Raw genomic sequence first — 25697 nt, 5'->3', positions numbered from 1 at the left:
GCTCAGCGCTTCAGCGCTTCAGCGCGTCGTCGCGGACCGGCCGGTCGGCCAGTTCTTCACCGCGACCGAACAACAACGGGTAGACGACGCCGGCGATGGCGGCCCCGACCAGCGGCGCCAGCCAGAACACCCACAGCTGCGCCGGGGCGCCGTCGGCGTTGAAGAACGCGACACCGGTCGAACGCGCAGGGTTGACCGAAGTGTTGGAGATCGGGATCGAGATCAGGTGGATCAGGGTGAGCATCAGCCCGATCGCCAGTCCAGCGAAGCCCTTCGGTGCCCGATTGTCGGTGGCGCCGAGGATGACGAGCAGGAACAGGAACGTCAGCAACACCTCGGCGATCACCACCGCGGCCAGCGAGTAGCCGAACGGGGAGTGCTCGCCGTATCCGTTAGCGGCCATGTGGCCGGTGGCGGTGAACTCCGGCTTGCCGCTGGCGATCAGGTAGATCACGCCGCCGGCGGCGAGCCCGCCGATCACTTGGACGATCCAGTAAGCCGGAAGCGCCTTCCACTCAACGCGTTTGGCCAGAGCCGCACCCAGGGTGACCGCCGGATTGAAGTGGCCGCCGGAGATTGTGCCGAAGGCGTAGACACCGGTGAGGACCGTGAGGCCGAAGGCCAGGGAGACACCAAGGAAGCCGATGCCGACGGATTTGTCTCCGGCCGGGTCGGCTGCGAAAACTGCTGCGCCGCAGCCACCGAGCACCAACCAGAACGTGCCGACGAACTCGGCGGCCAGCCGGTGGCCCATGCTCGGAGCGGACATGGTGGAACTCCTTCGCCGTTGGATCGAGCCCGTTGGGCAGAAGGATCGCACCCCGAGATGGCGAAAGCAGGACTTTTTGCTGAATCGTGGCGAGATGGTGATCTGGACATCCATCGGCACTGACTCGCGTGGCGAGTCGTGGGCAGCCTGGTGCGGTTGTGTCTAGTCGTCGTCTCGCACCGGGGTGATCTCCGGTGCCGAAACCGTGACCCGCTCGGCCGCTGCGGTCTCGCGGTTCAGTCGCTGTGACTGGTAGATCGACACCGGCGTGCGGATGATGAGCAGATAGGCGATACCGACGGCGACCATTGCGCCGGGGATCACCGAGAACGATCCGGTCATCTCGGCAACCATCAGCATGACGGCCAGGGGAGCGTGCGCCACGCTGCCGAAGCACGCCATCATCCCGGCGACGACGAAGATACCCGGGCCCGACGGCACGCCCGGCGCACCAGCCAGCTCGGCCAGCCGCCACACCGCCGCCCCGCCGAAGGCGCCGATCACGATGCCGGGGCCGAAGATGCCGCCGGAGCCGCCACTTCCAATGGACAGTGAGGTCGCGACGATCTTGGCTAACGGCAACACCAGCACGATCCACAGCGGGATCGTCATCAGGCCTTCTCTGGTCGTGGCGATCTGCACCCAGCCGTAACCGCTGGACAGAATCTGGGGCAGCGCCAGCGCCAGCAGCCCGACCAGCAGCCCGCCGAGAGCGGGCTTGACGATCTTGCCGCCGGGCAGCCGGCGGGTCAGGGCGACCGTCCCGTAGAAGCACCTGGCATAGAGGTAACCGATCGCCGCGGAGACGACGCCGATCACCGCGAACCACCCCAGCTGTGCGGGATCGAACAGATAGCCGGGGTCGACGAAGCCGAACATCGGCTCGAACCCCAGGATCGAGCCGTACACGGCGTACGCCGTTCCCGAGGTCACGAAGCCGGGAATCAGCGCCTTGTAGTCGAAGTCCTCGCGATAGACGATCGAGGCGGCCAAGACCGCCCCGCCCAGCGGCGCACCGAAGATCGCGCCGATTCCGGAGCCGATGCCGAGCGACACCGCGATACGGCCGTCGGCGTCGGACAGGTCGAATACGCGCGTCAGCAAGGAGCCGAAGCCAGCCGAGATCTGCGCAGTGGGCCCCTCCCGCCCTGCCGACCCGCCCGAGCCGATCGTGAGTGCGCTGGACACCAGCTTTACCAGGACGACTCGTGCCCGGATCGACCGCGGATCGGTGTGGACTGCCTCGATGGCGTTGTCGGTGCCGTGCCCCTCTGCCTCCGGCGCCAGCTTGTTCACCAGAATCGCCGAGGCCAGCGCACCGGCGAACACGATCAGTGGGATGGCCCACGGCCGGACGAAACCGGCCGAGCCGGTGCCGCCGCCGTCGGCGTACGCCTGCGGCGGGTGATAGCCACCGAGGTAGCCGAGCAGGAACTGGCCGGTGTAGTCGAGCGCTAGATAGAACACGACGGCGCCCAGACCGGCGATAATGCCGATCGCGATGCCGAGGATCAGCCACTTGCGCAGGTATCCGGAATCGCGCAGGAACGCCCCGAGCCGTCCCCCTGTATTACTGCCACTGGTCGGGTTCGCCTCGGCCATCACCGGATGCTAGCAGCGCGCGGTGCCCCCGGGCAGGTTGGCTATGCCCGCGGGTTCGGCCGACGGGGACCAAAGACCTTTCTTGCGGCTGGCGAAGCCGGTCCTGCCGCCGTCCCTTGCATATACCCCCATAGGTATCTATCGTGAGATATAGGAACATACCCCCATAGGTATAAGGCGCAACGGACGGACTGAGGAAATGGTCACCCTGGCAATCGTTCTGGCGGTGTTCGTCGGCATCTCGCTGGGTTTGCTCGGCGGCGGTGGATCCATCCTCACCGTGCCGCTGCTGGCCTATGTCGCCGGAATGGACGCCAAACACGCCATTGCCACCTCACTGTTGGTGGTGGGCGCCACCAGCGCCGTGGGCGCCGTCTCGCATGCGCGTGCCGGCCGGGTGCAGTGGCGCACCGCGCTGTTGTTCGGCGCCACCTCGATGGTGGGTGCCTACGCGGGCGGTCAGCTGGCCGCGTTCATTCCCGGCAATGTTCTGCTGGTGGCGTTCGCGGTGATCATGGTGGCGACCGCCATCGCCATGCTTCGCGGACGCAGAGCGGTCGACCCCGGCCCGGCGGGCCGGGTGCCGGTGGCCAAGCTCGTCGCCATCGGACTGGCGCTGGGCCTGGTGACCGGCACGGTCGGTGCGGGCGGCGGTTTCCTGGTGGTCCCGGCGCTGGTGCTGCTCGCCGGGGTGACCATGCCGGTCGCGGTCGGCACGTCCCTGGTGGTGATCGCGATGAACTCGTTCGCCGGGCTTGGCGGCTACCTCTCGGTGCTGAGCATCGACTGGACTGTCGCAGGCATGGTCACCGGCGCCGCGGTGCTCGGTGCGCTGGTCGGCGCCCGGTTCGCCGCCCGGGTCGATCCGGATCTGCTACGTAAGGTATTCGGCTGGTTCGTCCTGGTCATGGCCTCGGTGATCGTCGGCGAGGAGGTCCATCCCGTCGCCGGCTACGTCATGGCCGCAGTGACGGCCATCGCCGCCGCAATGACATTCGCGTGCAACCACATTCCGTCCTGCCCGCTGCGCCGCCTAACCGCCCATCCCGTGTCGGCCGGTGCCGCATGAACACCGGCGCGGCAACCACCACCCACCCCAGCCCCCGAGCCACAGAAAAGAAGGGAAATCCCGAGATGAAGTTCAACCAGTACTACCTCGACTGCCTGTCACACGCGTCCTACCTGATCGGCGACGAGACCACCGGTCGTGCGGTCGTCGTCGACCCGCAGCGCGACGTGTCGGAGTACATCGCCGACGCCCAGGAACTAGGCATGCACATCGATCTCGTCATCGAGACCCACTTCCACGCCGACTTCCTGTCCGGCCATCTGGAACTGGCCAAGGCCACTGGCGCCAAAATCGTGTACTCCTCGGTGGCCGCGCCGGAGTACGACTTCATGCCGGTCGCCGACGGCGAGCGCTACTCGCTGGGCGAGGTGGTGCTCGAGTTCCGCCACACCCCCGGCCACACCCCGGAATCGCTGAGCATCGTCGTCTACGAACACGCCACCGACACCGTCCCCTACGGGGTGCTGACCGGTGACACATTGTTCATCGGGGACGTCGGCCGCCCGGACCTGCTGGCCTCGATCGGCTTCACCCGCGAGGAACTCGCCGACAAGCTCTACGACTCGCTGCACGACAAACTGATGCCGCTGCCCGACGGCACGCGGATCTATCCCGCCCACGGCGCCGGCTCGGCCTGCGGGAAGAACCTGTCGACCGATCTGTGGTCGACGATGGGTGAGCAGCGCCGCACCAACTACGCGTTGCGGGCCCCCGACAAGGCCACGTTCATGGAGCTGGTCACCGAGGGCCAACCGCCGGCACCGGGGTATTTCGTCTACGACGCGATCCTCAACCGCAAAGACCGGCAGTTGCTCGACGAGTCCGAACCGCCGGTGGCCATGACGTATGCGCAGGTTCGGGAAGCGATGACCGCCGGCGCCGTGCTGGTCGACGGGCGCACACCGGAGGAGTTCGCCCAGGGCCATCTGCGGGGCGCGATCAACATCGGATTGGACGGCCGCTACGCCGAGTTCGCGGGATCGGTCATCAAGCCGGACGTCGACATCGTGCTGATGACCGAGCCAGGGATGGAACTCGAGGGCAAGAACCGTTTGGCGCGAATCGGTTTCGACCGCGTGATCGGTCACCTCGCAGATCCGTACCAGGTCATGTTCACTCATCGCGGCGACGTCGAGGTCGCCTCCCGGCTGACCACGAGTGCGCTGGGCGAGCGGCTGGCCGACATTCCCGAGTTGCAGATCGTCGATGTCCGCAACCCGGGTGAGGTGGCCGCCGGGACGATCCCGGGTGCGGTCAACATCCCGGTGGGCCAGCTGCCCGATCGGGTCGGGGAGCTGAACCCGCACCTGCCGACCGTCGTCTACTGCGCCGGCGGCTACCGGTCCTCGGTGGCGGCCAGCCTGTTGCGGTGCAACGGCTTCACCGATGTCAGTGATGTCCTGGGTGGCTACAACGCCTGGGCCGACGCGGTTCAGAACGCCTGAGTCGAAGAGGAATGATGATGCGTATCAAGGCAAAACACCAGATCCTGATAGTCGGGGGAGGCACGGCGGGCATTACGGTCGCCGCGCGGCTGCTTCGCAAGGGTTACCACGACGTCGCCGTCATCGAGCCGTCGGATCAGCACTACTACCAGCCGCTGTGGACCCTGGTGGGTGGTGGCCAGGCCGATGCCGCGGCCACCGCCCGGCCCGAGGCTTCTGTCATGCCGCGGGGTGCCACCTGGATCCGCACCGCCGTGTCCGCCGTCGATCCGGACGCCAACACGGTGACGTGTGCCGACGGCGCGACCTACGAGTACGACGCGCTGGTGGTATGTCCGGGAATCCAACTGGACTGGAACCGGACCGACGGGCTCGAAGAGGCCATCGGCCGCAACGGGGTGTCGTCGAACTACCGCTTCGACCTGGCGCCGCGCATGTGGGATTTCATCCGCGAGACGCGGTCGGGCTCTGCGGTGTTCATGATGCCCTCGGGACCCATCAAATGCGGTGGCGCCCCGCAGAAGATCGCCTACCTGGCCAGTGACTACTGGCGTAAACAGGGTGTGCTGAACAACATCGACGTGCACCTGGTGCTGCCGACGCCGCGCGCGTTCGGCATCCCGGCGATCGCCGACAGCCTCGACACAGTGATCGCGGACTACGGAATCCACCTGCACACGATGTCGGAAGTCACCGCGGTCGACGGCGACGCGAAGAAGGTCTCGTTGACGGCACTCGGCGAGGGCGGCACCGACGGCACGCTGGCGTTCGACGTGCTGCACGCCGTACCGCGCCAGTCCGCGCCGGACTGGATCAAGACCAGCCCGCTGTCTACCGGCGACGAGAACGGCTACGTCGACCTCGACAAGTTCACCATGCAGCATGTGCGCTATCCCAACGTCTTCGGCCTCGGTGATGCCGGGTCGACGCCGAACTCCAAGACTGGCGCTGCGATCCGCAAGCAGGCTCCGGTGGTGGTGGCCAACATCGGCGCCTACCTCGAGGGCAGGCCGCTGACGGCCCGCTACGACGGGTACTCGTCGTGCCCAATCGTGACCTCGTCACATGACATGCTGCTGGCCGAGTTCGACTACGACTTCGAGTTGCAGCCGTCGTTTCCGATGCTCAACCCGACCACGCCGCACCGGGCGTACTGGTACATCAAGAAGTACGGCCTGCCGTTGCTGTACTGGAAGCTGATGCTCAAGGGCCTGGTCTAGCGGCGTCTGGCGAACCTAGGCGTCGAGGTCCTTGGCGACCAGTTCGGCGATGCTCTTGCACACCGCCTCATCCTCGGATGCGACGGTGACCTGGGTCCCGTTGCCAGCGCCGAGGGTCATGATCATCAGCGCCGAACCGGCATCGACCGGCTCACCACCCTCCACCGCGAGCGTCACCGGAACAGCCGCGTTGACAACGGCTTCGGAGATGATCGCGGCGGGCCGGGCGTGCAGTCCGATCGCCGAGCCGACGATGACGGTCTTGGTGTGCATGGGGTTCCTTCTGGTTTGTGCCGAACTCGACGTTATGAAGATGTTTACTCGAACAATGCCCGCCAAACGTCGGTTTGGCGACGGCGTTGCTTAGGCGGCCTTGGCGCCGATGAACTGTTTGGCACCGATCACCGCGAACGCGCCCACCGCGGTGCCCGCGGCCAGCGCCACCAGGAACCAGACCAGGTTGCCGATCGCGAAGAACACGAAGATCCCGCCGTGCGGTGCCTTCAGTGTGACATCGAACGCCATGATCAGCGCACCGGTGACCGCACCGCCGGCCATCATCGACGGGATGACCCGCAGCGGGTCGGCGGCGGCGAACGGAATGGCACCCTCGGAGATGAACGAGGCGCCGAGCAACCATGCGGCCCTGCCGTTCTCCCGCTCCGGCTCACTGAACAGCCCAGGCCGGATAGTGGTGGCCAGCGCCATCGCCAGCGGCGGCACCATGCCGGCGGCCATTACCGCGGCCATGATCCGCAGCGAGGCCGGGTCGGCGACATTGAGCCCGGCGGTAGCGAAGGCGTACGCCGCCTTGTTGACCGGGCCGCCGAGGTCGAAGCACATCATCAGGCCGAGGATCACGCCGAGCAGGATCACCGACGCGCCGGACAGGCCGTTTAGCCAGTTCGTCAGGCCGGAGGTGATCGCGGCCAGCGGCCGGCCGAGCAGGAAGAACATCAGCAGGCCGACGATCAGCGAGGCGCACAGCGGGATGATGACCACGGGCATCAGGCCCCGGAACCACTGCGGCACCTTCCAGCGGCTGATCCACAGTGCGGCGAATCCGGCGATCAGACCGCCGACGATACCGCCGATGAAACCGCCGCCGACGAACACCGCCACCGCACCCGCGGTGAAACCCGGTGCGATACCGGGCCGGTCGGCGATCGCAAAGGAGATGTAGCCGGCCAGTGCCGGCACCAGGAAGCCGAACGCCAGACCGCCGAGGGTGAACAACACCGCACCCAGGTACTGGGTGAATCCGCCGCTGGGCAGGTTGGTCAGCGAGTTCGTGGTCGCGATGATGTGCGCCAGCGAATCGGTGGCCCCGGCCGGCTTGTTGGCGATGTCGTAGCCCGCGAACAGGAAGCCCAGCGCGATCAACAGACCACCGGCCGCGACGAACGGGATCATGTAGCTGACACCGGTCAGCAGGATCTGCCGGATCCGGGTTCCCCAGCCCACATTGCCGGAGGGTCCACCGGCCTGCACCGTGGCGGCGGTGCCCTCGACGCGTGCTGCGTTCGGATTGCCGGCTGCGGCAACAGCTTCGGCGATCATCTTGTCGGGTTCGTTGATCGCGCGCTTGACCCCGGAAGCGATTACCGGCTTGCCGGCGAAGCGCGGCCGGTCTTTGACCCCGACATCGGTGGCGAAGATGACGGCGCCGGCGGCGGCGATCGTGTCGGGACTGACCGGCGTGCTGCCCGAGGATCCCTGCGTCTCTACGACCAGGTCAACCCCGGCGCGCTCGGCGGCCAGTTTCAGGGCGTCGGCGGCCATGTAGGTGTGGGCGATTCCGGTGGGGCAGGCGGTGATCGCGACGAGTGAGGGCCGTGCGGTCTCGGTGCTGGCGGCCGGAGCGGCGGGGGCGGTGGCCGTGGCGGGTGCTGCCGCGGGCGCGGGGTTGACCACCCCGTCGACGAGCGACACCACCTCCTCGGCGGATCCGGCCGCCCGCAAGGACGCGACGAAGTCCGGCCGGACCAGGGCGCGGGCCAGGCTGGACAGCAGCTTCATGTGCTCGGAGCCGGCACCGTCGGGGGCAGCGATCAGAAAGACCAGATCCGCGGGGCCGTCCGGCGCGCCGAAGTCGACTTTCGGTGCCAGGCGGGCGAATCCGATCGACGGGCTGGACACCGCCGCCGACCGGCAGTGCGGGATCGCGATCCCCCCGGGCAGGCCGGTGGCCGACTGGGCCTCGCGGGCCATGGCTGCCTCCTGCAGGGCGGCACGGTCGCTGACCCGGCCGCTGGCGGCGAGCCGCTCGGCGAGCCGGCCGATCACCGACTGCTTGTCGGTCCCGGCGTCGACGTCGAGGAGCACCAGATCGGTGCTGATGATGGACACGATGGAATTGGTCATGAGACTGCCTCTTTGGTGGTGTCGGTGCCGGGTGTGACGGGGTATGGCGAGATCGACGTGACCGCCACGTCGTCGAGGTTGATCTGGGCCGGCGACGGCAGCGCCGAACCCGGCAGTGCCGCGGCGGCACTGCCATAGGCGACGGCCATCTGAAGCCGTTGCGGTGCGTGCGCACCACCGACGTCGGCGCGCACGTAACCCGCGAGGGAGGAGTCACCGGCGCCGACGGTGCTCCTGGGCTTGATCGGCGGCGGGGTGGCCAGCCAGCTGCCGGTGGCGTCGACCAGCACCGCGCCGGCGGCGCCGAGAGTGGCCAGCACGGTCTTGGCCCCGCGGTCGATCAGTTGCCGGGCGGCATGGACCACGGGATCCGGATCACCCTGTGCCAGAGCGGCTTCCAGCTGTTCAGCGTCGACACCGGTGAGCCCGGCGAGCTCTTCGGCGTTCGGCTTGATCAGGTCGGGTGCGGCCCGGCCGAAGCCGGCCGCCAGGGCGGCCAAGGGCGCATCGGAGGTGTCGACGGCCACCTTGCAGTCATAGGGCGCCAATTGGGCCACCACCTCCGAATACCAGTCGGCCGCTACGCCCGGTGGCAGGGAGCCCGAGAGCACCACCCAGCGCGCCGATGCGGCACGCTCGAGGATCGCCTCGGTCAGTGCGCGCAGCGCCGGTGCGTCGAGCGCGGCGCCGGGCTCGTTGAGCTTGGTCGTGGTGCCGTCGGCTTCGGTGATCGCCAAGTTGGTGCGCACCATACCGTCGATCGGAACCGCGTGGAACGCAACGCCGTAGGACTCCAGCGCGGCGACGAGGGGATCGTGCGCCGCGGCGGGCAGCACGGCGACGGTCTCCAGACCGGCCAGGGTCAGAGCGCGTGCGACGTTGACGCCCTTGCCGCCGGGTTCGCTCGACACCGACTGCACCCGCTGTACGCTGCCGCGGACCAACTGGCCCGGCAGTGTGACCGTGCGGTCGATGCTCGGGTTGACGGTGACGGTGACGATCATGGTTGCGCTCCTGCCAGGACGACTTCGACGCCGGCCTCGGTGAGTTCGTGTCGGTCGGTCGGGCTGATCTCGCAGTCGGTCACCAGTGCGTCGACGCGCTCGATCGGCGCGAAGCTGACGAACTCCTCGCGGCCCACCTTGGATGAATCGGCGAGGACGACGACGTAGTTGGCGCAGCGCACCATCGCGCGTTTGACGGCGGCCTCGTCGCTGTCAGGGGTGGACAGGCCGTGGCGCACGCTGATCCCGTTGGTGCCGATGAACGCGATGTCCACCCGCATGGTGTCGAGGCTGCGCAGCACCGGCTCGCCGACGGCGGCCTGGGTCAGCCCGCGCACCCGGCCGCCGAGCAACTGCAGGGTCACCGACGGCATCGGGGCCAGCCGGGCGGCGATCGGCACCGAGTTGGTGACCACCACCAGCTCGCGATCGGCGGGCAGCATCGAGGCCACCCGGGCGGTGGTGGTGCCCGCGTCGAAGAGCACGCTCGCGCCGGCCAGCGGCAGGAACTCGGTGGCGGCCCGGGCGATCGACTCCTTGTGCTCGGCGCGGGTGATCTCGCGTTCGTCGACGTCGGGCTCGACGACGTGCAGCGCCCGCACCGGCACCGCACCGCCGTGCACCCGGCGCACCACGCCTGCCCGGTCCAGGACGGCGAGATCGCGCCGGACCGTCTCGGTCGTGACGTCGTAGGCCACGGCGAGTTCGGCCACCGAGGCGCGCCCCTGCGCCAGCACCTGAGCGGCGATGGCCTGCTGGCGTTCTTCCGGGTACACGATTCTCCGTTTGTGTTGGATGACGACCGAATGGGATGTTGGTATGTGTTGTTTTACTCCCGTTCGTGTTGACTTGTCAACGAATTGTTGTAACGTGGTTCACATGACCGCCTCTTCTACACCTACCTCACTCGGTGCCGGACCGGTCCTCACCGGGGTGCCGGTGGTTCCGGGCGTCCGCTACGCGCCGGTCATCCGGCCGGGGTCGCTGCCCGCCGTCGACGACCTCGATCCCGGTGGCCAGCTCGCCGAGGGGGAGCGCGATGCGGAAGCGGCCCGATTCACCGCCGCCGCGGCCACCGTCGCCGAGCGGCTGCGGGAGCGTGCCGCCCGCGCGACCGGAGCCGCGTCGGAGGTGCTGGCGGCCACCGCGATGCTCGCACAGGACCGGGCCTGGCTCGGCGCCGCCGAGAAGCGGGTCAAGGAAGGTGCTCCCGCGGTACGGGCCACGGCCGAGGCGGCCGCCCAATTCGTCGACTTGTTCACCCAGCTCGGCGGCCTGATGGCGGAGCGGGTCACCGACCTGCGAGACATCCGCGACCGGGTGATGGCCGAACTGAGCGGCCTGCCGGAGCCCGGGGTGCCGGTGCCGGCGCAGCCGTCGATCCTGTGCGCCGAGGACCTGGCGCCGGCCGACACCGCGGGGCTGGACCCTGCGCTGATCGTCGGGCTGGCCACCACGCTGGGCGGCCCGACCAGCCACACCGCGATCATCGCGCGCCAGCTCGGCATCCCGTGTGTCGTCGCCGTGCCTGGGCTCGACGACGTCACCGCCGGTACCGAGGTCTTGATCGACGGGACCCACGGCACCGTGAGCGTCTCACCCGATCCGGCCGAGGCCGACGCCGCAGTGCGGGCAGCCGACGCCGCGACGGCCGCGATGGCCGGTTGGACCGGGCCCGGGGCGACCTCCGACGGTCATCCGGTGTCGATCCTGGCCAACGTTCAGGACGGTTCGGCCGCCCGCGCGGCACGCGAAACCCCGGCCGAGGGCATCGGGTTGTTCCGCACCGAGCTGTGCTTCCTCAACCGCGACACCGAGCCGACCGTCGACGAGCAGGCCGCCATCTACGCGGAGGTGCTCGACGCGTTCGCCGGCCGCAAGGTGGTCATCCGGACCCTGGACGCCGGCTCCGACAAGCCGCTGAAGTTCGTCGGGCACCCCGACGAGGCCAATCCCGCACTCGGGGTACGCGGTATCCGCATCGAAGCGCTGCATCCCGACGTCCTGGAGCGCCAGCTCGATGCCATCGCCGCCGCGGCGACCAGCACCGGCAATGCGCCGTGGGTGATGGCGCCGATGATCGCCACGCCGGACGAGGCGCGGCGGTTCGCCGAGCGGGCCCGCAGCCGGGGGCTGGTGCCAGGGGTGATGATCGAGATCCCCGCGGCCGCTCTGCTGGCCGATCGCATCCTCGAGCACGTCGAGTTCCTGTCGATCGGGACCAACGACCTGGCCCAGTACACGATGGCCGCCGACCGGATGTCGGCGCAGCTGGCCACCCTGACCGATCCCTGGCAACCAGGCGTCCTGGCCTTGGTCGCCCAGACCGCGCGGGCCGGCGCCGGGGTGGGCAAGCCGGTTGGGGTCTGTGGCGAAGCGGCGGCCGACCCGCTGCTGGCCTGCGTGCTGACCGGTCTCGGGGTCACCTCGCTGTCCGCGGCCGCCGCGGCGGTCAACGGGGTGGGCGCGAAGCTGGCGTCGGTCAGCCTGCAGCAGTGCCGGGAAGCCGCCGACGCGGTGCTGACCACGGCCAGCGCGGCCGAGGCGCGGGCCGCGGCAATGGCTGTGCTCGGCTGACGGAATGAATCGGACCGCGGTCCGGTTGTAGCGGGCATGCCAGCAGTCAGCGCAGATGCGTTGTCCCTGCCGCGGGTGAGCGCAGCGACCCCGGCCGACAGCGAGCGGCCGGTCCGCTCCGTCACCACCGGGCCGCGCGGATACGAAGGGGAGGGCTTCCCCGTCGTGCGCGCGTTCGCCGGCGTCAGCGCCGCCGACCTCGATCCCTTCGTCCACATGGACCAGATGGGCGAGGTCGACTACGCACCGGGTGAACCCAAAGGCACCGACTGGCACCCGCATCGCGGGTTCGAGACGGTCACCTACATCATCGACGGCCGCTTCGCCCACCAGGATTCACACGGCGGCGGTGGGTTGATCGCCGACGGCGCGACCCAGTGGATGACCGCCGGCGCCGGCATCCTGCACATCGAGACACCGCCGGCCGAACTGGTGGACAGCGGCGGGCTGTTCCACGGCATCCAGCTGTGGGTGAACCTGCCTCGCCGGGACAAGTTCGCGCAACCGCGCTACCAGTCGATCGAGGGCGCCGCGGTGCGGCTGTTGTCCTCGACGGACGGTGGGGCACTCGTGCGCCTGATCGCGGGCGAGGTCGACGGCTGGGCCGGACCCGGCGCGACGCACACCCCGATCACGTTGGCGCACAGCACTATCGAGCCCGGAGCCCAGCTGAATTTGGGCTGGCCGCGCGAGTTCAACGCGCTGGTCTACGTGCTCTCCGGCCGCGGCACCGTCGGACCGATCGGGCACCCTATCGAGCAAGGTCAGCTGGCGGTGTTGGGACCCGGTGACCGCATCACGGTGACCGCCGGCTCCACCCAGGACTCCAACCGAGGCGCCCTGGAGGTTCTGCTGTTGGGCGGCAAGCCGATTCGCGAGCCAGTGTTCCACTACGGACCCTTCGTGATGAACTCCAAGTCGGAGGTCATCGAGGCGCTGGAGGACTTCAAGGCCGGGCGGTTCGGCACCATCCCGCCCGGCGCGTTGATGCCGCACCGGAGCGGTCGCGGGTAATCCGGCTCAGGCGTGCGCGGGTGTCGCGGCCGGCACCGGCGGGTAGGTCAACTCCAACTCGCCGAGGCTGGCGGCCGTGGTCACCAGCGCCAGCGCCGCCGACACCGCCAGTTCACCGCCGCCGGCCTCGGCGCGCAGCGCGGGCACCAGATCATCGCTGATCGGGCCCGCGGTGGCGGTGGCGTCGGTGCCGTCGAGGCGGGCGCAGATGGCCGCCGCGTGCGCCTCCAGCACCTCCCGCGCCCGCGGGTACACCCCTAGCGGTGGCGGCACGGTGTCGGCGATCAGGTCGGCGGCGGCCCGCAGGCGCACCGCACGGTTGGCGGCCCTGACGACCGGAGCCCGCGAATCAGTCGGGCCACCGCTCTCCGAAAGATATTGTCGAACAGCATCGTCCAGTGTTCGCGACGCGCTCAGCGCGTCGTGACTCAAGGCGTTGACCTGGTTCTCGGCAGCCTCGAAGGCGCCGCGGGTGATGCGCAGGACCGCGGCCCGCAGATAACGCGCACCGACGGCGCAGGCCGCGTCGATCGCCCGTTGCACCGACGCCTTCACCCCGCGCGGCCACAGCAGCAGCGACACGATGACCCCGACCGAGGCGCCGACCACGACGTCCTCGATCCGGATCAGGCCGACCTGCCAGCCACTGGGCACGATCAGGTTGAACACGATCAGCACCATCATGGTGAACGCGGCCTGACTGGCGGTGAAGGAACCGATCTCGGGCACATAGGCCGAACCGAACGCCACCGCAGGCAGCAACGCCCACAGCACCACGGGATCGACGCCGAGTACCTCGATCACGATTGCGCCGAGGATGAACCCGATGACCGTGCCGCTGACGGCGCGCACCACTGTCGTCCCGGTTGTCAGTGCACTGCTGCGCAGCACCGACAACGCGCCGAGGACCACCCAGAACCCGTGCTGCACCGGGAACACGACGGTGACCAACACCGCCAGTGCCAGGCCCAGGCCGGTACGCAGGCTGTTGCGGGCCGTGACCGACCTGGTCGCTACATGGCCGCTGGTCAATGCCGTGACGGCGGCAGTCTCGGAGTACACCCGGTCGGCCACCCCGGTCTCGGGCAGCTGGCGGCCCAGCACCCGAGCCAGGACAGGCCGGGCGTCGGCCGCCGCGGCGGCGGCGATCAGGCGGCCGGTGACGCCGACGGCCGCTCCGACGGTGCGCCTGCTCAGCAGCGTGCGGCCCAACTCCACGGCCGCGGCGTCGTCGTTCTCGGCGAGCAGGTCGACGATGTCTTGCCGGTAGCTGCCCACCGCGACGCTGCGCAGCACCAGCAGGGCGCCGGCCAGCTGGGCCCGTTCGGTCTCCCGCGCTCCCGGCTGGGTGATCCGCAGCACCCGGGCGCAGTCCCGCAGCACCCGCACCACCGGTTCGCCCATCGGCCCGAGCAGTTCGCCCGTGCCGCCGGTGACCCGATCGCACAGCCATTGCAGGTCGTCGACCACCCGTACCAGGGCGCGGCTGCCCGCGGTCAGTGCCACCGGACGGTAGGCGGCGCCGAGGAAGTTGGACCGCAGCGCGTCCATCGCAGTGGTGACGTCGCCGGCCGAAGCGTTGCCTTCGATGCGCTCGGCCAGCACCGCACAGACCGCGGCGGCGTGGCGGCGCAGTTCACCGTGGTGGCGCGGCGGGAACAGGAACAGTGCGGCCGGCACACAGATCGCCAGGGCGATCAGCCAGCCGGCGAGGCGCTCGCCGAGCGGGCCCACCGGCGTGCACACCGGCAGCACGAAGGTCAGCAGGGTTGCCCGCTGACCGGCCGCGATGGTCTCGCTGAGCACGCCGGAGAAGCTGATGGCCACCCCGAGGAAGAACATCAGCGGCACCGCCAGCCACGGGTAGGGCGCGGCCAGTGTGCCCAGGCTGATCAGGACCGCGCCGTTGAAGCCCAGGCCGCAGTAGGCCAACGCTCTGGCGTTCATGTTGCCGGGGAAGTCCACCACGATCAGCAGCGCGATCGATCCGAAGATGGTGAACAGCGGGGTCTGCGAACCCCCGCCGACAGCGAAACTGACCGCCGCGGCGAGCGGGATGATGAGGGCGGCCCGCACTGCCCGCCGGGCGCCGTCGTTCTCGGGATCGCGTTCATGGATGCGATCGACGGCCCGGCGCCAGAGAGCGGCCGGGTTCAGCATGAAGCCGCCCCCGGCGTCTCTCATCGGGGCACGCTGGCGAAACTGCCGGAGTCCAGCGCGTCGAGCATGTGGCGGGCGATCCAGCCGAACATCCCCGGCTCGCGGGGCAGGGTGGCCTGCTCGTAGCCGACGAAGACGTAGACCGCCCAGGTTGCGTAGACCTCGGCCTGGCGCTCATCGCGGACGATTTCGAGAGCGGACTCGTAGAGGATGCTGAACCGCTGTCGGTCGACCTCGGTCTGCACCGCCAGCACATGCGGGTCCACCGAACTCCACGACCGGATGGCGGACTCGGCGCCGTGCGGCAGCGACAGTCCGACGTCGATGATCTTCTCGATGCGGCGCCGCGGGTCGGATTCCTCGAGGACCGCACCGATGACGCGCACCGTGCGGTCCTGCACCCAGTAGGCCACCAGGTCGCGGGTGTAGACCGGCCAGCCGGCGAAGTAGTGGTAGAACGACCCCGTCGTGACGCCGAGGCGGTTACACACCTCGGCAAGCTTCAGTCCGCCGTACCCGAGGTCCGCGAGCACCTCCAGGCCGGTCTCGAAGTAGGCCTCCCTGGTGGCGACGGTGGGCATTCCATGACGATAGAGCCAGCGCCGCCAAGGAATGGTCGTGACGGGGTGATCGTGACCAAGTCGAGCCGCTGCCCTGTCACCGGTCGGTGTGGATGGGGCAAGCTGGTAGGCAAGCGATCGATCCGAGGAGTGGGAATGACCGTCCAGACCACGAATGACCGCGCTAGCGAAAGCGTCGGCGCGAGCGTGCTGTCCGACGTCCGCCGGGTGTTCAACAGCGGCCGGACCAAGTCGCTGGCCTGGCGTTCCGAGCAGTTGCACGCCATCGAGCGGATGTGCGACGAGCGGGAGCCCGAGATCGCCGAGGCGTTGGCCAGCGATCTGGGCCGGTCGTCGTTCGAGGCGTGGCTCGGCGACATCGGCTCGACCAAGGCCGAGGCCGCGTTCGCACGCAAGCACCTCAAGAAGTGGGTCAAGCCGCAGCGGCAGGGGCTTCCGCTGGCCCAGCTCCCAGGTCGGGCCTGGGTGCAGTTCGACCCGGTGGGCGTGGTGCTGGTGATCGGGCCGTGGAACTACCCGTTCTATCTGTGCATGGCGCCGCTGGTCGCCGCGATCGCCGCGGGTGACGCGGTGGTGATCAAACCGTCCGAGCTCGCGCCGGCCACCTCGGCGATCATTGCGCGGCTGGTTCCGCAGTACCTGGACTCCGAGGCCATCCGGGTGGTCGAGGGTGACGCGTCGACGACCCAGGATCTGATGGCGCAGGGTTTCGACCACGCGTTGTTCACCGGCGGCACCGAGATCGGGCGCAAGATCATGGCCGCCGCCGCGCCGACGCTGACCCCGGTAACCCTCGAGCTGGGTGGCAAGAGCCCGGTGGTGGTGCTGCCGGATGCCGATCTGGACGTGGCGGCCCGGCGGATCGCCTGGATCAAGCTGCTGAACTCCGGTCAGACCTGCATCGCTCCGGATTACGTCCTCGCCGACCGCGCGATCGCTGCGCAGCTCACGCAGAAGATCGTCGACACCATCGCGCAGTTCCGCTCAGGCGAACAGGACCCGTCGGTGCGCATCGTCAACGAGCGACAGTTCGACCGGCTCGTGTCGCTGATCAGTGCCACCAGTGGCAAGGTCGTCACCGGTGGGGGGTCGGATCGCTCGGCGCTGCGCATGGAGCCGACGGTGATCGTCGATCCGGCCGGCGACGATTCGGTGATGTCCGAGGAGATCTTTGGCCCGATCCTGCCGATCGTCACCGTCGATTCGCCGGATGAGGCGGTGGCCTTCGTCAACGCGCGGCCCAAGCCGTTGGCGCTGTACGTGTTCACCGAGTCGCAGCGGGTGGCAAGGGATTTGGTCGACCGGATGCCGTCCGGCGGCGCGGTCATCAACCACGTGGCCGTGCACTGCCTGGTTCCGCAGCTGCCCTTCGGCGGCGTCGGCGCCAGCGGCATGGGTGCCTATCACGGGCGGTGGGGTTTCGAGGCGCTTAGCCACCGTCGCGCGGTACTGGCTAAGCCGACCAAGCTGGATTTGCGGCTGATGTATCCGCCGTACACCGACCGGGCGATCAAGCTGATCCGGCGGGCGTTCTAGGTCCTCATCAATACTTAACGACTTTCGTCAGCAAACTTCCGACGATCAACCCCGACTAGCGCTGACGGGGAGTACTCGCACCGGGATTCCCGTTGAGCGAATCCTTGTTCCGGGCGGTGGCGGCCGGATTGGGGCCGTATTTCGCTTCGAAATACGTAAGCGCCGTTCGCTATGGCGGAGTCGTTTCCACGAAATGCGTTGCACCGCAGAATATTTCGTAAGCGGAATCGAATGTGAGTCCAATTCGAAATTGGAAGTGGCACGCAAATGGCGCCTCGCGTCAAGTTGTGTAGCCGGTTGTGGCACAATTCGAATGTGCCGCACACAGCCAGTCGGGGTCCGGGTCGACCCCCTGCAGCTAAGGCGGCGGAAACTCGCGAGCGCATCCTGCGCGCCGCCCGTGAGGTGTTCAGCGAACTGGGGTACGACGCTGCCACCTTTCAGGCAATCGCCATCCGCGCCGATCTGACCAGACCTGCCATCAACCATTACTTCGCGAGTAAGCGGTTGTTGTACCAAGAGGTGGTCGACCAGACGAACGCACTGGTCATCGAGTCCGCCGTCCATCAGTCTCAGCGCGAGAACACGCTGGCCGGGCGCATCCGGGCCTTCATCCAGTCGGCCGTCCAGGCCCATGGCCAGGACCGCTCGGTCGCGGCCTTCCTGGTGACCTCCGTGCTGGAATCCGAGCGCCATCCTGAGCTCGCCGACACCGGCCACGATTCGCGGCAGTTCACCCGCGGCTACTTGAAGTCGGCGCTACGCGACGCCATCGACACCGGTGAGGTGCGTTCCGACATCGACATCGAGGCGTCTGCCGACATGTTGATGGCCGTCCTGTGGGGGCTGGGCTTCTACGCCGGGTTCGTCGGGGATCAGGAGCGGCTGGTCGCGATCACCGAACAGTTCTTGCAGTTGCTTGGTGGCAATGCCTGGCAGCCACGCGCCGAGCGGTGATCTGGGCCACAGCCGCATAGCTTGGCTAAGTTAATCGGTAGCATCGCGGGTGACCCCGGCTGAACTGGGTCGGATGCGCCACCCACGGTCCACGGTGGCCCGCAGGTCCGGTTCGGAGCCGACGAAGCGACACCGAACGGAAACCCCGCTGCCATGAGTTCTCTGCGCACCGACGACGACACCTGGGATATCGCCACCAGCGTGGGCTCGACCGCCGTGATGGTGGCCGCCGCCCGCGCGGGGGAGACCGACAGCCCCGACCCGCTGATCCGGGACCCCTACGCCCGCATCCTCGTCCAGGGCGCGGGCACTGGGATGTGGGAGAACATCCTCGACGACTCCATGGCCGACCGGCTCGCCGCCGCCGACCCCGAGGCCGCCGCCATCTTCGCCCACATGCGCAACTATCAGGCCGTCCGCACACATTTCTTCGACGCCTTCTTCGCCGACGCCGTCGCGGCCGGTGTCCGCCAGATCGTCATCCTGGCCTCGGGCCTGGACTCCCGCGCCTACCGCCTGGACTGGCCCGCCGGCACCCACGTCTACGAGATCGACCAGCCCAAGGTCCTCGAGTACAAGTCCACCACCCTGAGCGCCCACGGCGCCCAGCCCCACGCGGAGCTGCATGAGGTGCCCGTCGACCTGCGTCAGGACTGGCCCGCCGCCTTGATCGAACACGGCTTCGACCCGTCGCGACCGACCGCCTGGCTCGCCGAGGGGCTGCTGATGTACCTGCCTGCCGACGCCCAGGACCGGCTGTTCGACCGAATCACCGAGCTCAGCGCCCCGGGCAGCCGGGTCTCCGCCGAGGCGGTCGGCCACCACGACGAGCAGCGCCGCGAACAGATGCGGGAACGCTTCGAGAAGTTCGCCGACCAGCTCGGCATCGGGCGCAGTATCGACATCCAGAACCTGACCTACAACGACCCGGACCGCGCGGACCTGACCGACTGGCTCAACGCCCACGGTTGGCGCGCCTCCGGACTACCGTCGACCGAAGAAATGCGGCGGCTGGGTCGCTGGATCGAGACGCCGATGGGTGATGAGCCGGACGCCTTCGCCACCTTCGTCGTCGGGGAGCGCGTCTAGTCCGAATCGCCGGATGACGAACCCCCGCACCCGCGACCCGGGTTTCCCACGCCGCGGCGGCCCACGTATACAGAGAGTGCGTCTCGTCAGTCGGAGAAAGGAAACTCATGCCCGGAGTTGCGGATCGAGTCATCGTCGTCACCGGTGCCGGCGGTGGTCTGGGCCGGGAATACGCCCTGACCCTGGCCCGTGAAGGCGCCAGCGTCGTGGTCAACGACCTCGGTGGTGCGCGCGACGGTACCGGCGCCGGCCATTCGATGGCCGACCAGGTCGTCGCCGAGATCAAGGAGGCCGGTGGGCGGGCGGTCGCCAACTACGACTCGGTCGCCGAGTCCGAGGGTGCGGCCAACATCATCAAGACCGCTCTCGAGGAGTTCGGCAAGATCGACGGCGTGGTGAGCAACGCGGGCATCCTGCGTGACGGCACCTTCCACAAGATGACCTACGAGAACTGGGACTCGGTGCTCAAGGTGCACCTCTACGGCGGCTACAACGTGATCCGCGCCGCGTGGCCGCACTTCCGCGAGCAGAGCTTCGGGCGCGTCGTGGTCGCCACCTCCACCAGCGGCCTGTTCGGCAACTTCGGCCAGGCCAACTATGGCGCCGCCAAGCTCGGCCTGGTGGGCATGATCAACACGCTGGCCCAGGAAGGCGCGAAGTACAACATCAAGGCCAATGCGGTGGCCCCGATCGCCGCGACCCGCATGACCGAGGACATCCTGCCTCCCGAGGTGTTCAAGAAGCTCACTCCCGAGTACGTCGCCCCGGTGGTGACCTACCTGTGCACCGAAGAGGTGCCGGACTCGGCGTCGGTGTTCATCGTCGGCGGCGGCAAGGTGCAGCGCACGGCGCTGTTTCAGAACGAGGGCATCACCTTCGACGAGGTGCCGACGGTCGACGACATCGCCGCGAACTGGGCACAGATCGACGACCTGTCCGAGGCCAAGCTGGCCACCTTCACGCTCGGCTGAGCGCACGACTGTGAACTGAGGGCGCCGGGTGTGCGTGGAGGGCGGGATTCGACCAAGAATTCCGCCCTCATCGCACAGTGGAAGCCATGGATGCACACTCGGCGGCCACATCGCGCTGAGCGCCCCGACATCGGTAGCGTCGATCGGGTGAGCACTGGCGGCGTCCTCCTGGTGGCGCTGGCCATCGCTGTTGGGCTCGTCGGCATCATCGTGCCGCTGCTGCCCGGAACGCTGCTGATCTACGCGGCGATCGCGGTCTGGTCGGTGGTCGAACGCACGCCGGTGTCCTGGGTGGTGCTCGGTGTGGTGACCTTGGTGCTCGGGGCCAGTGTGCTGGTCAAGTATCTGTGGCCGGCGCGCCGGATGCGAGCCGCCGAGGTGGGGCGCGCGACGATGGCCGCCGGCGCGGTGCTGGGGCTGATCGGCTTTTTCGTAGTGCCCGTAGTCGGCCTGGTTCTGGGTTTCGTGCTGGGCGTCTATCTCGCTGAACTGGCCGCGCGGCGCGATCAGCGCCGGGCCGCGGTGGCGACCGTGCACGCGGTAAAGGCGGCCGCGCTGTCGGTCGGGGTCGAGTTGGCCGGCGGGCTCGCCGCGACCGCGGTATGGGTGGTCGGCCTGCTGCTAACCCAGTAGGTGGGTGCGCACCTGCGCGACGTCGTCGGCGGTGACGCCGGCGACGCGCAGGAACCCGTCCAGGTCGCCGTAGTTCTCGTCGATGGTGCGGCGTGCGGTCGCCAGGTAGTCCTCACGCACCCCGAGCACGCCGTGGGTCAGCCGCGCCTCGGCGAAGGTCATGACCTCCGGTGTCTCACCGGTTCGGGTGCGGATGGTGTCCAGGATGTGCGAGCGCAGCTGCGGCACCGCGTCGTTACTGCGCAGGAAATCGGTGAGGATCGCGTCTTGTGGAACCCCGATGGACTCCAGGACCACCGCCACGGTGAAACCGGTCCGGTCCTTACCCGCGAAGCAGTGCGTAATGACCGGACGGCCGGAGGCCAGCAGCGAAAACACTTGCCGCACAGCACGTTGTGCGCCGCTGAGGATCGGGAACTTCTGGTACTCCTCGGTCATGAACCGCGCCGCGGCGACTTCGACGTCCTCGTCGTCGGGCTTCTCGGTCATCATCTTCTGCCAGCTGGTCTCGTGCGGTGCCTCGGCTGTCGTGTTCGACAGGTCCGGGAACGGCAGCAGGTGGATGTCCACACCGTCCGGCACTGCACCCGGCCCCCGCCGCTCGACCTCCTGCGGCGAGCGCAGGTCGGCGACGTCGGTGATCCCGAGCCGGCGGAACACCTCGCGGCCCGCCTCGTCGAGGTTGCTGAGCTCACTGGACCGGAAGAACCGGCCCGGTCGAACGCCGGCGGTGTCGGCGATGTCTCGGAAGTTCCAGGCGCCGGACAGCTGGGCGTCGCTCACGCGCTGGTCACCGCCGCGGCCAGCGGGCCCTTTTCCTGCCCGATCTCGGCGCGGGCGATGCTGCGCAGGTGGACCTCGTCGGGTCCGTCGAAGATCCGCATGGCCCGCTGCCAGCCGTACATCCGGGCCAGTGGGAAGTCGTCGCTGACGCCCGCACCGCCGTGCACCTGGATGGCGCGGTCGATCACGTTGCAGGCCATTTGCGGTGCCACTGCCTTGATCTGGGCGACCAAATTGCGGGCCTCTTTGTTGCCGTGCTGGTCGATGGTCCACGCCGCCTTCTGGCATAGCAGGCGCGCCTGGTCGATCTCGTTGCGCGACAACGCAATAGCGTGCTGGACCATGCCCTGCTCAGCGAGCGGCTTGCCGAACGCGATGCGGGTGCGGGCGCGTTCGGTCATCAGTGCCAGCGCACGCTCGGCAACCCCGATGGCGCGCATGCAGTGGTGGATGCGGCCCGGGCCCAGCCGGGCCTGGGCGATCGCGAAGCCCGCGCCCTCTTCGGCCAGCAGGTTCGAGGCCGGCACCCGGACGTTGTCGTAGATCACCTCGGCATGGCCGTGCTGGTCCTGCCAACCGAACACCGGCGTCGAGCGGACCAAGGTGACCCCCGGTGTGTCCATGGGCACCAGGATCATCGACTGCTGCTGGTGCGTCGCCGCGTCGGGATTGGTGCGGCCCATGACGATCAGCAGCTTGCAGCGCGGGTCGTTGGCGCCGGAGGTCCACCACTTGCGACCGTTGATGATGTAGTCGTCACCGTCGCGGGTGATGGCGGTCTGGATATTGCGCGCGTCGCTGGAGGCCACCGCGGGCTCGGTCATCGAGAAGGCGCTGCGGATCTCGCCGGCCAGCAGCGGTTCGAGCCACTGCTTGCGCTGCGCCTCGGTGGCGAACAGGTGCAACGTCTCCATGTTGCCGGTGTCGGGTGCCGCGCAGTTCAGCGCTTCCGGTGCGATCTCGGTGCTCCACCCGGTCAGCTCCGCCAGTGGGGCGTACTCCAGGTTGCTCAGCCCGGACTCGGGCGGCAGGAAGAGGTTCCACAGGCCCTGCCCACGGGCGAGGACCTTGAGCTCCTCGACCACCGGGGGGACGGTGAAGTCGTTCGGCCCGGCAGCTGCTCGGTATTCGTCGTAGGACTTTTCGGCCGGGATGACGTGCTCGACCATGAACTCGGTGAGGCGTTTGTGGTAGTCAGCCGCCTTAGCGGACATGGCGAAATCCATGACCGTCACGATATGACACCCGTCCGACCCACAACGAGGCCCTCCCTTATGACCGAAGGGAGGGCCTCGTAGGCATGTGGAGAAACTGGGTTATCGATCAATAGGTCTCCTCCCTCCCGCCGCGGGCGGGTGGCGCGAACGCTGTCTTCTCGGGATCGGGGCCGGTTACTCAGGCCCGGTTACTCGGGTGCGATTTGTCAGGCCCCGTTGTGCTGGTGCTCGACGCCTTGGCTCTGGGCGTGTTCCATGCCGATCTGCGCGGTGTCGCTGGCGCCGTAGTCCGCGAGGTTCTGGGACTGTTGCGGACCGGTCAGGAATGCACCGGTGAAGATGCCGCACGCCGCGACGGGGGCGGCGAGGAACGTGGCGAGGCGGATGCGGTTGCGGGTGCTGCGATTCATCAGGGGCTCTCCGATTCGGTTCAGATGGTGAGCGGGATCAACGACGCCGACGACGTGCCGGTGCCGGGGGCTGCCAGGGCGATGCCCATGGTGTCGGCCGCGGCGGGGGTGTCCAGGATGAGGCTGCCGGCGAGCACGCCGACCGCGATCGTGGAGCCAGACAGTGCGGTGGTGAAGCGACGAGCGAAGGTGGTGTTCATGATCGTCTCCCTGGCGTCGGGGCCGATGGTTCTCGGCGATGAATCGACTATCGCCCGCTCACCGCGCCGCGTCTGTCCGCTGATGGGACCCTTGCAGGGATGATGTGTTTGTCCCCCGATCAGTGGACCCCTATGGGAAGCTCCTGCCATGTCCGATAACCCGAGGGTGCGCGTCGTCGTCGGCGACGATCATCCGTTGTTCCGCGACGGCTTGGTGCGGGCGCTGAGCGGAAGTGGCCAGATCGAGGTGGTCGCCGAGGCCGAGGACGGGTCGTCGGCACTGGCCATGATCAAGGAGCACAGCCCCGACGTGGCGCTGCTGGATTACCGGATGCCCGGAATGGACGGCGCCGAGGTGGCCGCCGCTGTTCGTCGCGACGAACTGTCGACCAGGGTGCTGCTGGTCTCCGCCCACGACGACGCCGAGATCGTCTACCACGCCCTGCAACAGGGTGCGGCTGGCTACCTGCCCAAAGACTCGACCCGTGCCGAGATCGTCACGGCGGTACTTGACTGCGCCAAGGGCCGCGACGTGCTTGCACCCCGTCTGGCATCGGGCCTGGCCGTGGAGATCCGGCGTCGCGCGGTGCCCGCCGGCCCGAGCCTGAGTTCGCGGGAACGCGAGGTGCTCAACATGATTGCGCTCGGCCGCAGCATTCCCTCGATAGCTGAGGCGTTGTTCCTGGCGCCCTCGACGGTCAAGACCCACGTCCAGCGGCTCTACGAGAAGCTCGGCGTCGGTGACCGGGCTGCGGCCGTCGCCGAAGCCATGCGGCGGGGGCTGCTTGAGTAAGTCGGTCTCCCCGCTTCACCGGGCGGTCGATTTCCTGGGCACCGAGCCGGTCCGGGTCTCGGCGGTTCTGCGGCTGCCGCTGATCGTGCTGATCGCCCTGCTGGTCTGGATCGAGGGTGTCGACCACTGGCTGCCGGCCGTCTACTGGTCGGTGCTGATCCTCTACACCGCGGCGGCGGTGGTGTGGCTGGTGGTCGTCCTGCGCCAGCCCACCCGGCGCTGGTACGGCTGGGCGTCGACGTCCATCGACGTGGTGGCCGTGCTGGCCATGTGCGTGGCCTCCGGTGGGGCGACCACCTGGCTGCTGCCCATCTTCTTCCTGATCCCAATCAGCGTCGCGTTCGTCGACCGGCCCGAGATCACCGCCCTGCTCGGAGCCAGCACGGCCATCGGCTATCTGGGCGCCTGGATCTTCTACTCCAAACGCGACGACACGATGGGCCTGCCCAACATCGTCTACGTCCAGGTGGGCTGCCTGGTCTGGCTGGCGCTGGCCACCACGGCGCTGTGCCTGGTGCTCGCGCGCCGCTCCGCGCGGGTTCAGGCACTGCTCGACGTGCGACGCCGGCTGGTCTCGGAGTCGATGCAGGCCGACGAACGCAACAACCGCAGACTGTCCGAACAGTTGCACGACGGGCCGCTGCAGAACCTGCTCGCCGCGCGCTTGGACCTCGAGGACCTGCGCGAGGCGCCCACGGCCGCGGGCTTCGAACGGGTCGATGCGGCCGTGCAGGACGCCATCAATCTGCTGCGCAGCGCGGTCACCACCCTGCATCCGCAGGTGCTGGCCCAGGTGGGTCTCGGTCCCGCGCTGCACGAGCTGGTCCGCCAGTACGAGAAGCGGTGGGACGTCACCATCGACTGCGACGTCGCCGACGTCGGCAAGCCCGACTCGCAGGCGCTGCTCTACCGGGCGGCACGCGAATTTCTGGCCAACGCGCACAAGCACTCTCGTGCCACCCGGCTGCGGGTCGAGCTGGATCGGGTGGCCGACGCGCTGGTGTTGCGAGTGGTCGACAACGGCGTCGGGTTCGACCCGACGGTGCTCGACGGCAAGGTTGCCGAGGGGCATATCGGGCTGTCGTCGCTAGTGGTGGGCGTGGAGGCGATGGGCGGTTCGGTCGACCTCGACCAGACGCCCGGCGGGGGCACCACCGCGGTCGTGACGGTGCCCGCCGCCGCCCGCGACTGAGTCCGGGCGGCAGCTCCCCCGATCGGGGGAACTGTATCGATGAGGTCGTTTTGGCTTGGGGAGTTACCGCCGAATGTGGTTAGGGTGTCACGAGCAGGGGGTCTTCCCCCG

Annotated in this window: 24 protein-coding genes; 12 read left to right on the top strand and 12 right to left on the bottom strand. The window is 68.6% G+C overall.

Annotated features, from left to right (window positions below):
* Window positions 1-10: 10 nt before the first annotated feature.
* Complete coding sequence (gene aqpZ / locus ACXDF8_RS01560) at window positions 11-769, bottom strand: aquaporin Z (RefSeq protein ID WP_457221484.1); 759 nt, start codon at window positions 767-769, stop codon at window positions 11-13.
* Window positions 770-931: 162 nt separating this feature from the next.
* Window positions 932-2371, bottom strand: coding sequence for a chloride channel protein (locus ACXDF8_RS01555; RefSeq protein WP_457221483.1), 1440 nt, complete (start codon window positions 2369-2371; stop codon window positions 932-934).
* A gap of 199 nt (window positions 2372-2570) precedes the next feature.
* Here ACXDF8_RS01555 and ACXDF8_RS01550 point away from each other — a divergent pair, with 199 nt between their 5' ends.
* The 3 genes from ACXDF8_RS01550 to ACXDF8_RS01540 all read left to right on the top strand — a co-directional run bounded on the left by ACXDF8_RS01550 (window position 2571) and on the right by ACXDF8_RS01540 (window position 6105).
* Complete coding sequence (locus tag ACXDF8_RS01550; protein ID WP_457221482.1) at window positions 2571-3440, top strand: sulfite exporter TauE/SafE family protein; 870 nt, start codon at window positions 2571-2573, stop codon at window positions 3438-3440.
* 65 nt (window positions 3441-3505) lie between these two features.
* A complete protein-coding gene (locus tag ACXDF8_RS01545; RefSeq protein WP_457221481.1) occupies window positions 3506-4885 on the top strand; it encodes an MBL fold metallo-hydrolase in 1380 nt (459 codons plus the stop codon).
* 17 nt (window positions 4886-4902) lie between these two features.
* On the top strand, window positions 4903-6105 hold the full coding sequence (locus tag ACXDF8_RS01540; RefSeq protein ID WP_457221480.1) for an NAD(P)/FAD-dependent oxidoreductase: 1203 nt from the start codon (window positions 4903-4905) through the stop codon (window positions 6103-6105).
* Between the two features lie 15 nt (window positions 6106-6120).
* Here ACXDF8_RS01540 and ACXDF8_RS01535 read toward each other — a convergent pair whose 3' ends face one another.
* The 4 genes from ACXDF8_RS01535 to ACXDF8_RS01520 form a co-directional block, all read right to left on the bottom strand.
* Entirely contained in the window at window positions 6121-6378 is a 258-nt protein-coding gene (locus ACXDF8_RS01535; protein ID WP_457221479.1) for an HPr family phosphocarrier protein, read from the bottom strand.
* Between the two features lie 90 nt (window positions 6379-6468).
* Window positions 6469-8469, bottom strand: coding sequence for a PTS fructose transporter subunit IIABC (locus tag ACXDF8_RS01530; RefSeq protein WP_457221478.1), 2001 nt, complete (start codon window positions 8467-8469; stop codon window positions 6469-6471).
* Window positions 8466-9473: a 1-phosphofructokinase gene (pfkB, locus tag ACXDF8_RS01525; RefSeq protein WP_457221477.1), complete on the bottom strand. Its 1008-nt coding sequence runs from the start codon at window positions 9471-9473 to the stop codon at window positions 8466-8468. Before pfkB ends, ACXDF8_RS01530 begins: the two co-directional genes overlap by 4 nt.
* Window positions 9470-10249 (bottom strand): DeoR/GlpR family DNA-binding transcription regulator, encoded by a 780-nt coding sequence (locus ACXDF8_RS01520; RefSeq protein WP_457221476.1) that lies wholly within the window; start codon window positions 10247-10249, stop codon window positions 9470-9472. The genes pfkB and ACXDF8_RS01520 overlap by 4 nt, the downstream gene beginning before the upstream one ends.
* Window positions 10250-10352: 103 nt before the next feature.
* Here ACXDF8_RS01520 and ACXDF8_RS01515 point away from each other — a divergent pair, with 103 nt between their 5' ends.
* Both ACXDF8_RS01515 and ACXDF8_RS01510 read left to right on the top strand, forming a co-directional pair.
* Complete coding sequence (locus ACXDF8_RS01515) at window positions 10353-12050, top strand: phosphoenolpyruvate--protein phosphotransferase (protein WP_457221475.1); 1698 nt, start codon at window positions 10353-10355, stop codon at window positions 12048-12050.
* A 36-nt stretch (window positions 12051-12086) separates the two neighbouring features.
* Entirely contained in the window at window positions 12087-13064 is a 978-nt protein-coding gene (locus tag ACXDF8_RS01510) for a pirin family protein (protein WP_457221474.1), read from the top strand.
* A 6-nt stretch (window positions 13065-13070) separates the two neighbouring features.
* Here ACXDF8_RS01510 and ACXDF8_RS01505 read toward each other — a convergent pair whose 3' ends face one another.
* Together ACXDF8_RS01505 and ACXDF8_RS01500 are read right to left on the bottom strand one after the other, a co-directional pair.
* Complete coding sequence (locus ACXDF8_RS01505) at window positions 13071-15224, bottom strand: FUSC family protein (RefSeq protein WP_457221699.1); 2154 nt, start codon at window positions 15222-15224, stop codon at window positions 13071-13073.
* 20 nt (window positions 15225-15244) lie between these two features.
* Window positions 15245-15805 carry a TetR/AcrR family transcriptional regulator gene (locus tag ACXDF8_RS01500; protein ID WP_457221473.1) on the bottom strand — a complete coding sequence of 187 codons (561 nt, stop codon included), beginning with the start codon at window positions 15803-15805 and terminating at the stop codon, window positions 15245-15247.
* A 135-nt stretch (window positions 15806-15940) separates the two neighbouring features.
* Here ACXDF8_RS01500 and ACXDF8_RS01495 point away from each other — a divergent pair, with 135 nt between their 5' ends.
* From ACXDF8_RS01495 to ACXDF8_RS01475, 5 genes are all read left to right on the top strand, one after another.
* Window positions 15941-17341 (top strand): aldehyde dehydrogenase family protein, encoded by a 1401-nt coding sequence (locus ACXDF8_RS01495; protein ID WP_457221472.1) that lies wholly within the window; start codon window positions 15941-15943, stop codon window positions 17339-17341.
* A gap of 315 nt (window positions 17342-17656) precedes the next feature.
* Complete coding sequence (locus ACXDF8_RS01490) at window positions 17657-18298, top strand: TetR/AcrR family transcriptional regulator (RefSeq protein ID WP_457221471.1); 642 nt, start codon at window positions 17657-17659, stop codon at window positions 18296-18298.
* A 153-nt stretch (window positions 18299-18451) separates the two neighbouring features.
* On the top strand, window positions 18452-19387 hold the full coding sequence (locus tag ACXDF8_RS01485; protein ID WP_457221470.1) for a class I SAM-dependent methyltransferase: 936 nt from the start codon (window positions 18452-18454) through the stop codon (window positions 19385-19387).
* Window positions 19388-19494: 107 nt separating this feature from the next.
* The gene (locus ACXDF8_RS01480) at window positions 19495-20358 is read left to right on the top strand and encodes an SDR family oxidoreductase (protein ID WP_457221469.1); all 864 of its coding nucleotides are present in this window, start codon (window positions 19495-19497) and stop codon (window positions 20356-20358) included.
* 147 nt (window positions 20359-20505) lie between these two features.
* Complete coding sequence (locus ACXDF8_RS01475; RefSeq protein ID WP_457221468.1) at window positions 20506-20991, top strand: DUF456 domain-containing protein; 486 nt, start codon at window positions 20506-20508, stop codon at window positions 20989-20991.
* Here the strand turns inward: ACXDF8_RS01475 and ACXDF8_RS01470 are convergent.
* The 4 genes from ACXDF8_RS01470 to ACXDF8_RS01455 all read right to left on the bottom strand — a co-directional run bounded on the left by ACXDF8_RS01470 (window position 20980) and on the right by ACXDF8_RS01455 (window position 23601).
* Window positions 20980-21774, bottom strand: coding sequence for a tyrosine-protein phosphatase (locus ACXDF8_RS01470; protein ID WP_457221467.1), 795 nt, complete (start codon window positions 21772-21774; stop codon window positions 20980-20982). The genes ACXDF8_RS01475 and ACXDF8_RS01470 overlap by 12 nt on opposite strands.
* Window positions 21771-22988, bottom strand: a complete 1218-nt coding sequence (locus tag ACXDF8_RS01465; protein ID WP_457221698.1) for an acyl-CoA dehydrogenase family protein — start codon at window positions 22986-22988, stop codon at window positions 21771-21773. Before ACXDF8_RS01465 ends, ACXDF8_RS01470 begins: the two co-directional genes overlap by 4 nt.
* A 209-nt stretch (window positions 22989-23197) precedes the next feature.
* Window positions 23198-23401 carry a hypothetical protein gene (locus ACXDF8_RS01460; RefSeq protein ID WP_457221466.1) on the bottom strand — a complete coding sequence of 68 codons (204 nt, stop codon included), beginning with the start codon at window positions 23399-23401 and terminating at the stop codon, window positions 23198-23200.
* A gap of 20 nt (window positions 23402-23421) precedes the next feature.
* Window positions 23422-23601 (bottom strand): hypothetical protein, encoded by a 180-nt coding sequence (locus ACXDF8_RS01455; RefSeq protein ID WP_457221465.1) that lies wholly within the window; start codon window positions 23599-23601, stop codon window positions 23422-23424.
* A gap of 148 nt (window positions 23602-23749) precedes the next feature.
* Here ACXDF8_RS01455 and ACXDF8_RS01450 point away from each other — a divergent pair, with 148 nt between their 5' ends.
* Both ACXDF8_RS01450 and ACXDF8_RS01445 read left to right on the top strand, forming a co-directional pair.
* Window positions 23750-24394, top strand: coding sequence for a response regulator (locus ACXDF8_RS01450; protein ID WP_457221464.1), 645 nt, complete (start codon window positions 23750-23752; stop codon window positions 24392-24394).
* Window positions 24387-25586, top strand: coding sequence for a sensor histidine kinase (locus ACXDF8_RS01445; RefSeq protein WP_457221463.1), 1200 nt, complete (start codon window positions 24387-24389; stop codon window positions 25584-25586). The genes ACXDF8_RS01450 and ACXDF8_RS01445 overlap by 8 nt, the downstream gene beginning before the upstream one ends.
* Window positions 25587-25697: the final 111 nt, after the last annotated feature.

Source organism: Mycolicibacterium sp. CBM1, from assembly GCF_054073305.1.
The sequence above is the reverse complement of the archived record's forward strand: the minus strand, read 5'-3'. Positions and strand labels throughout refer to the sequence as shown.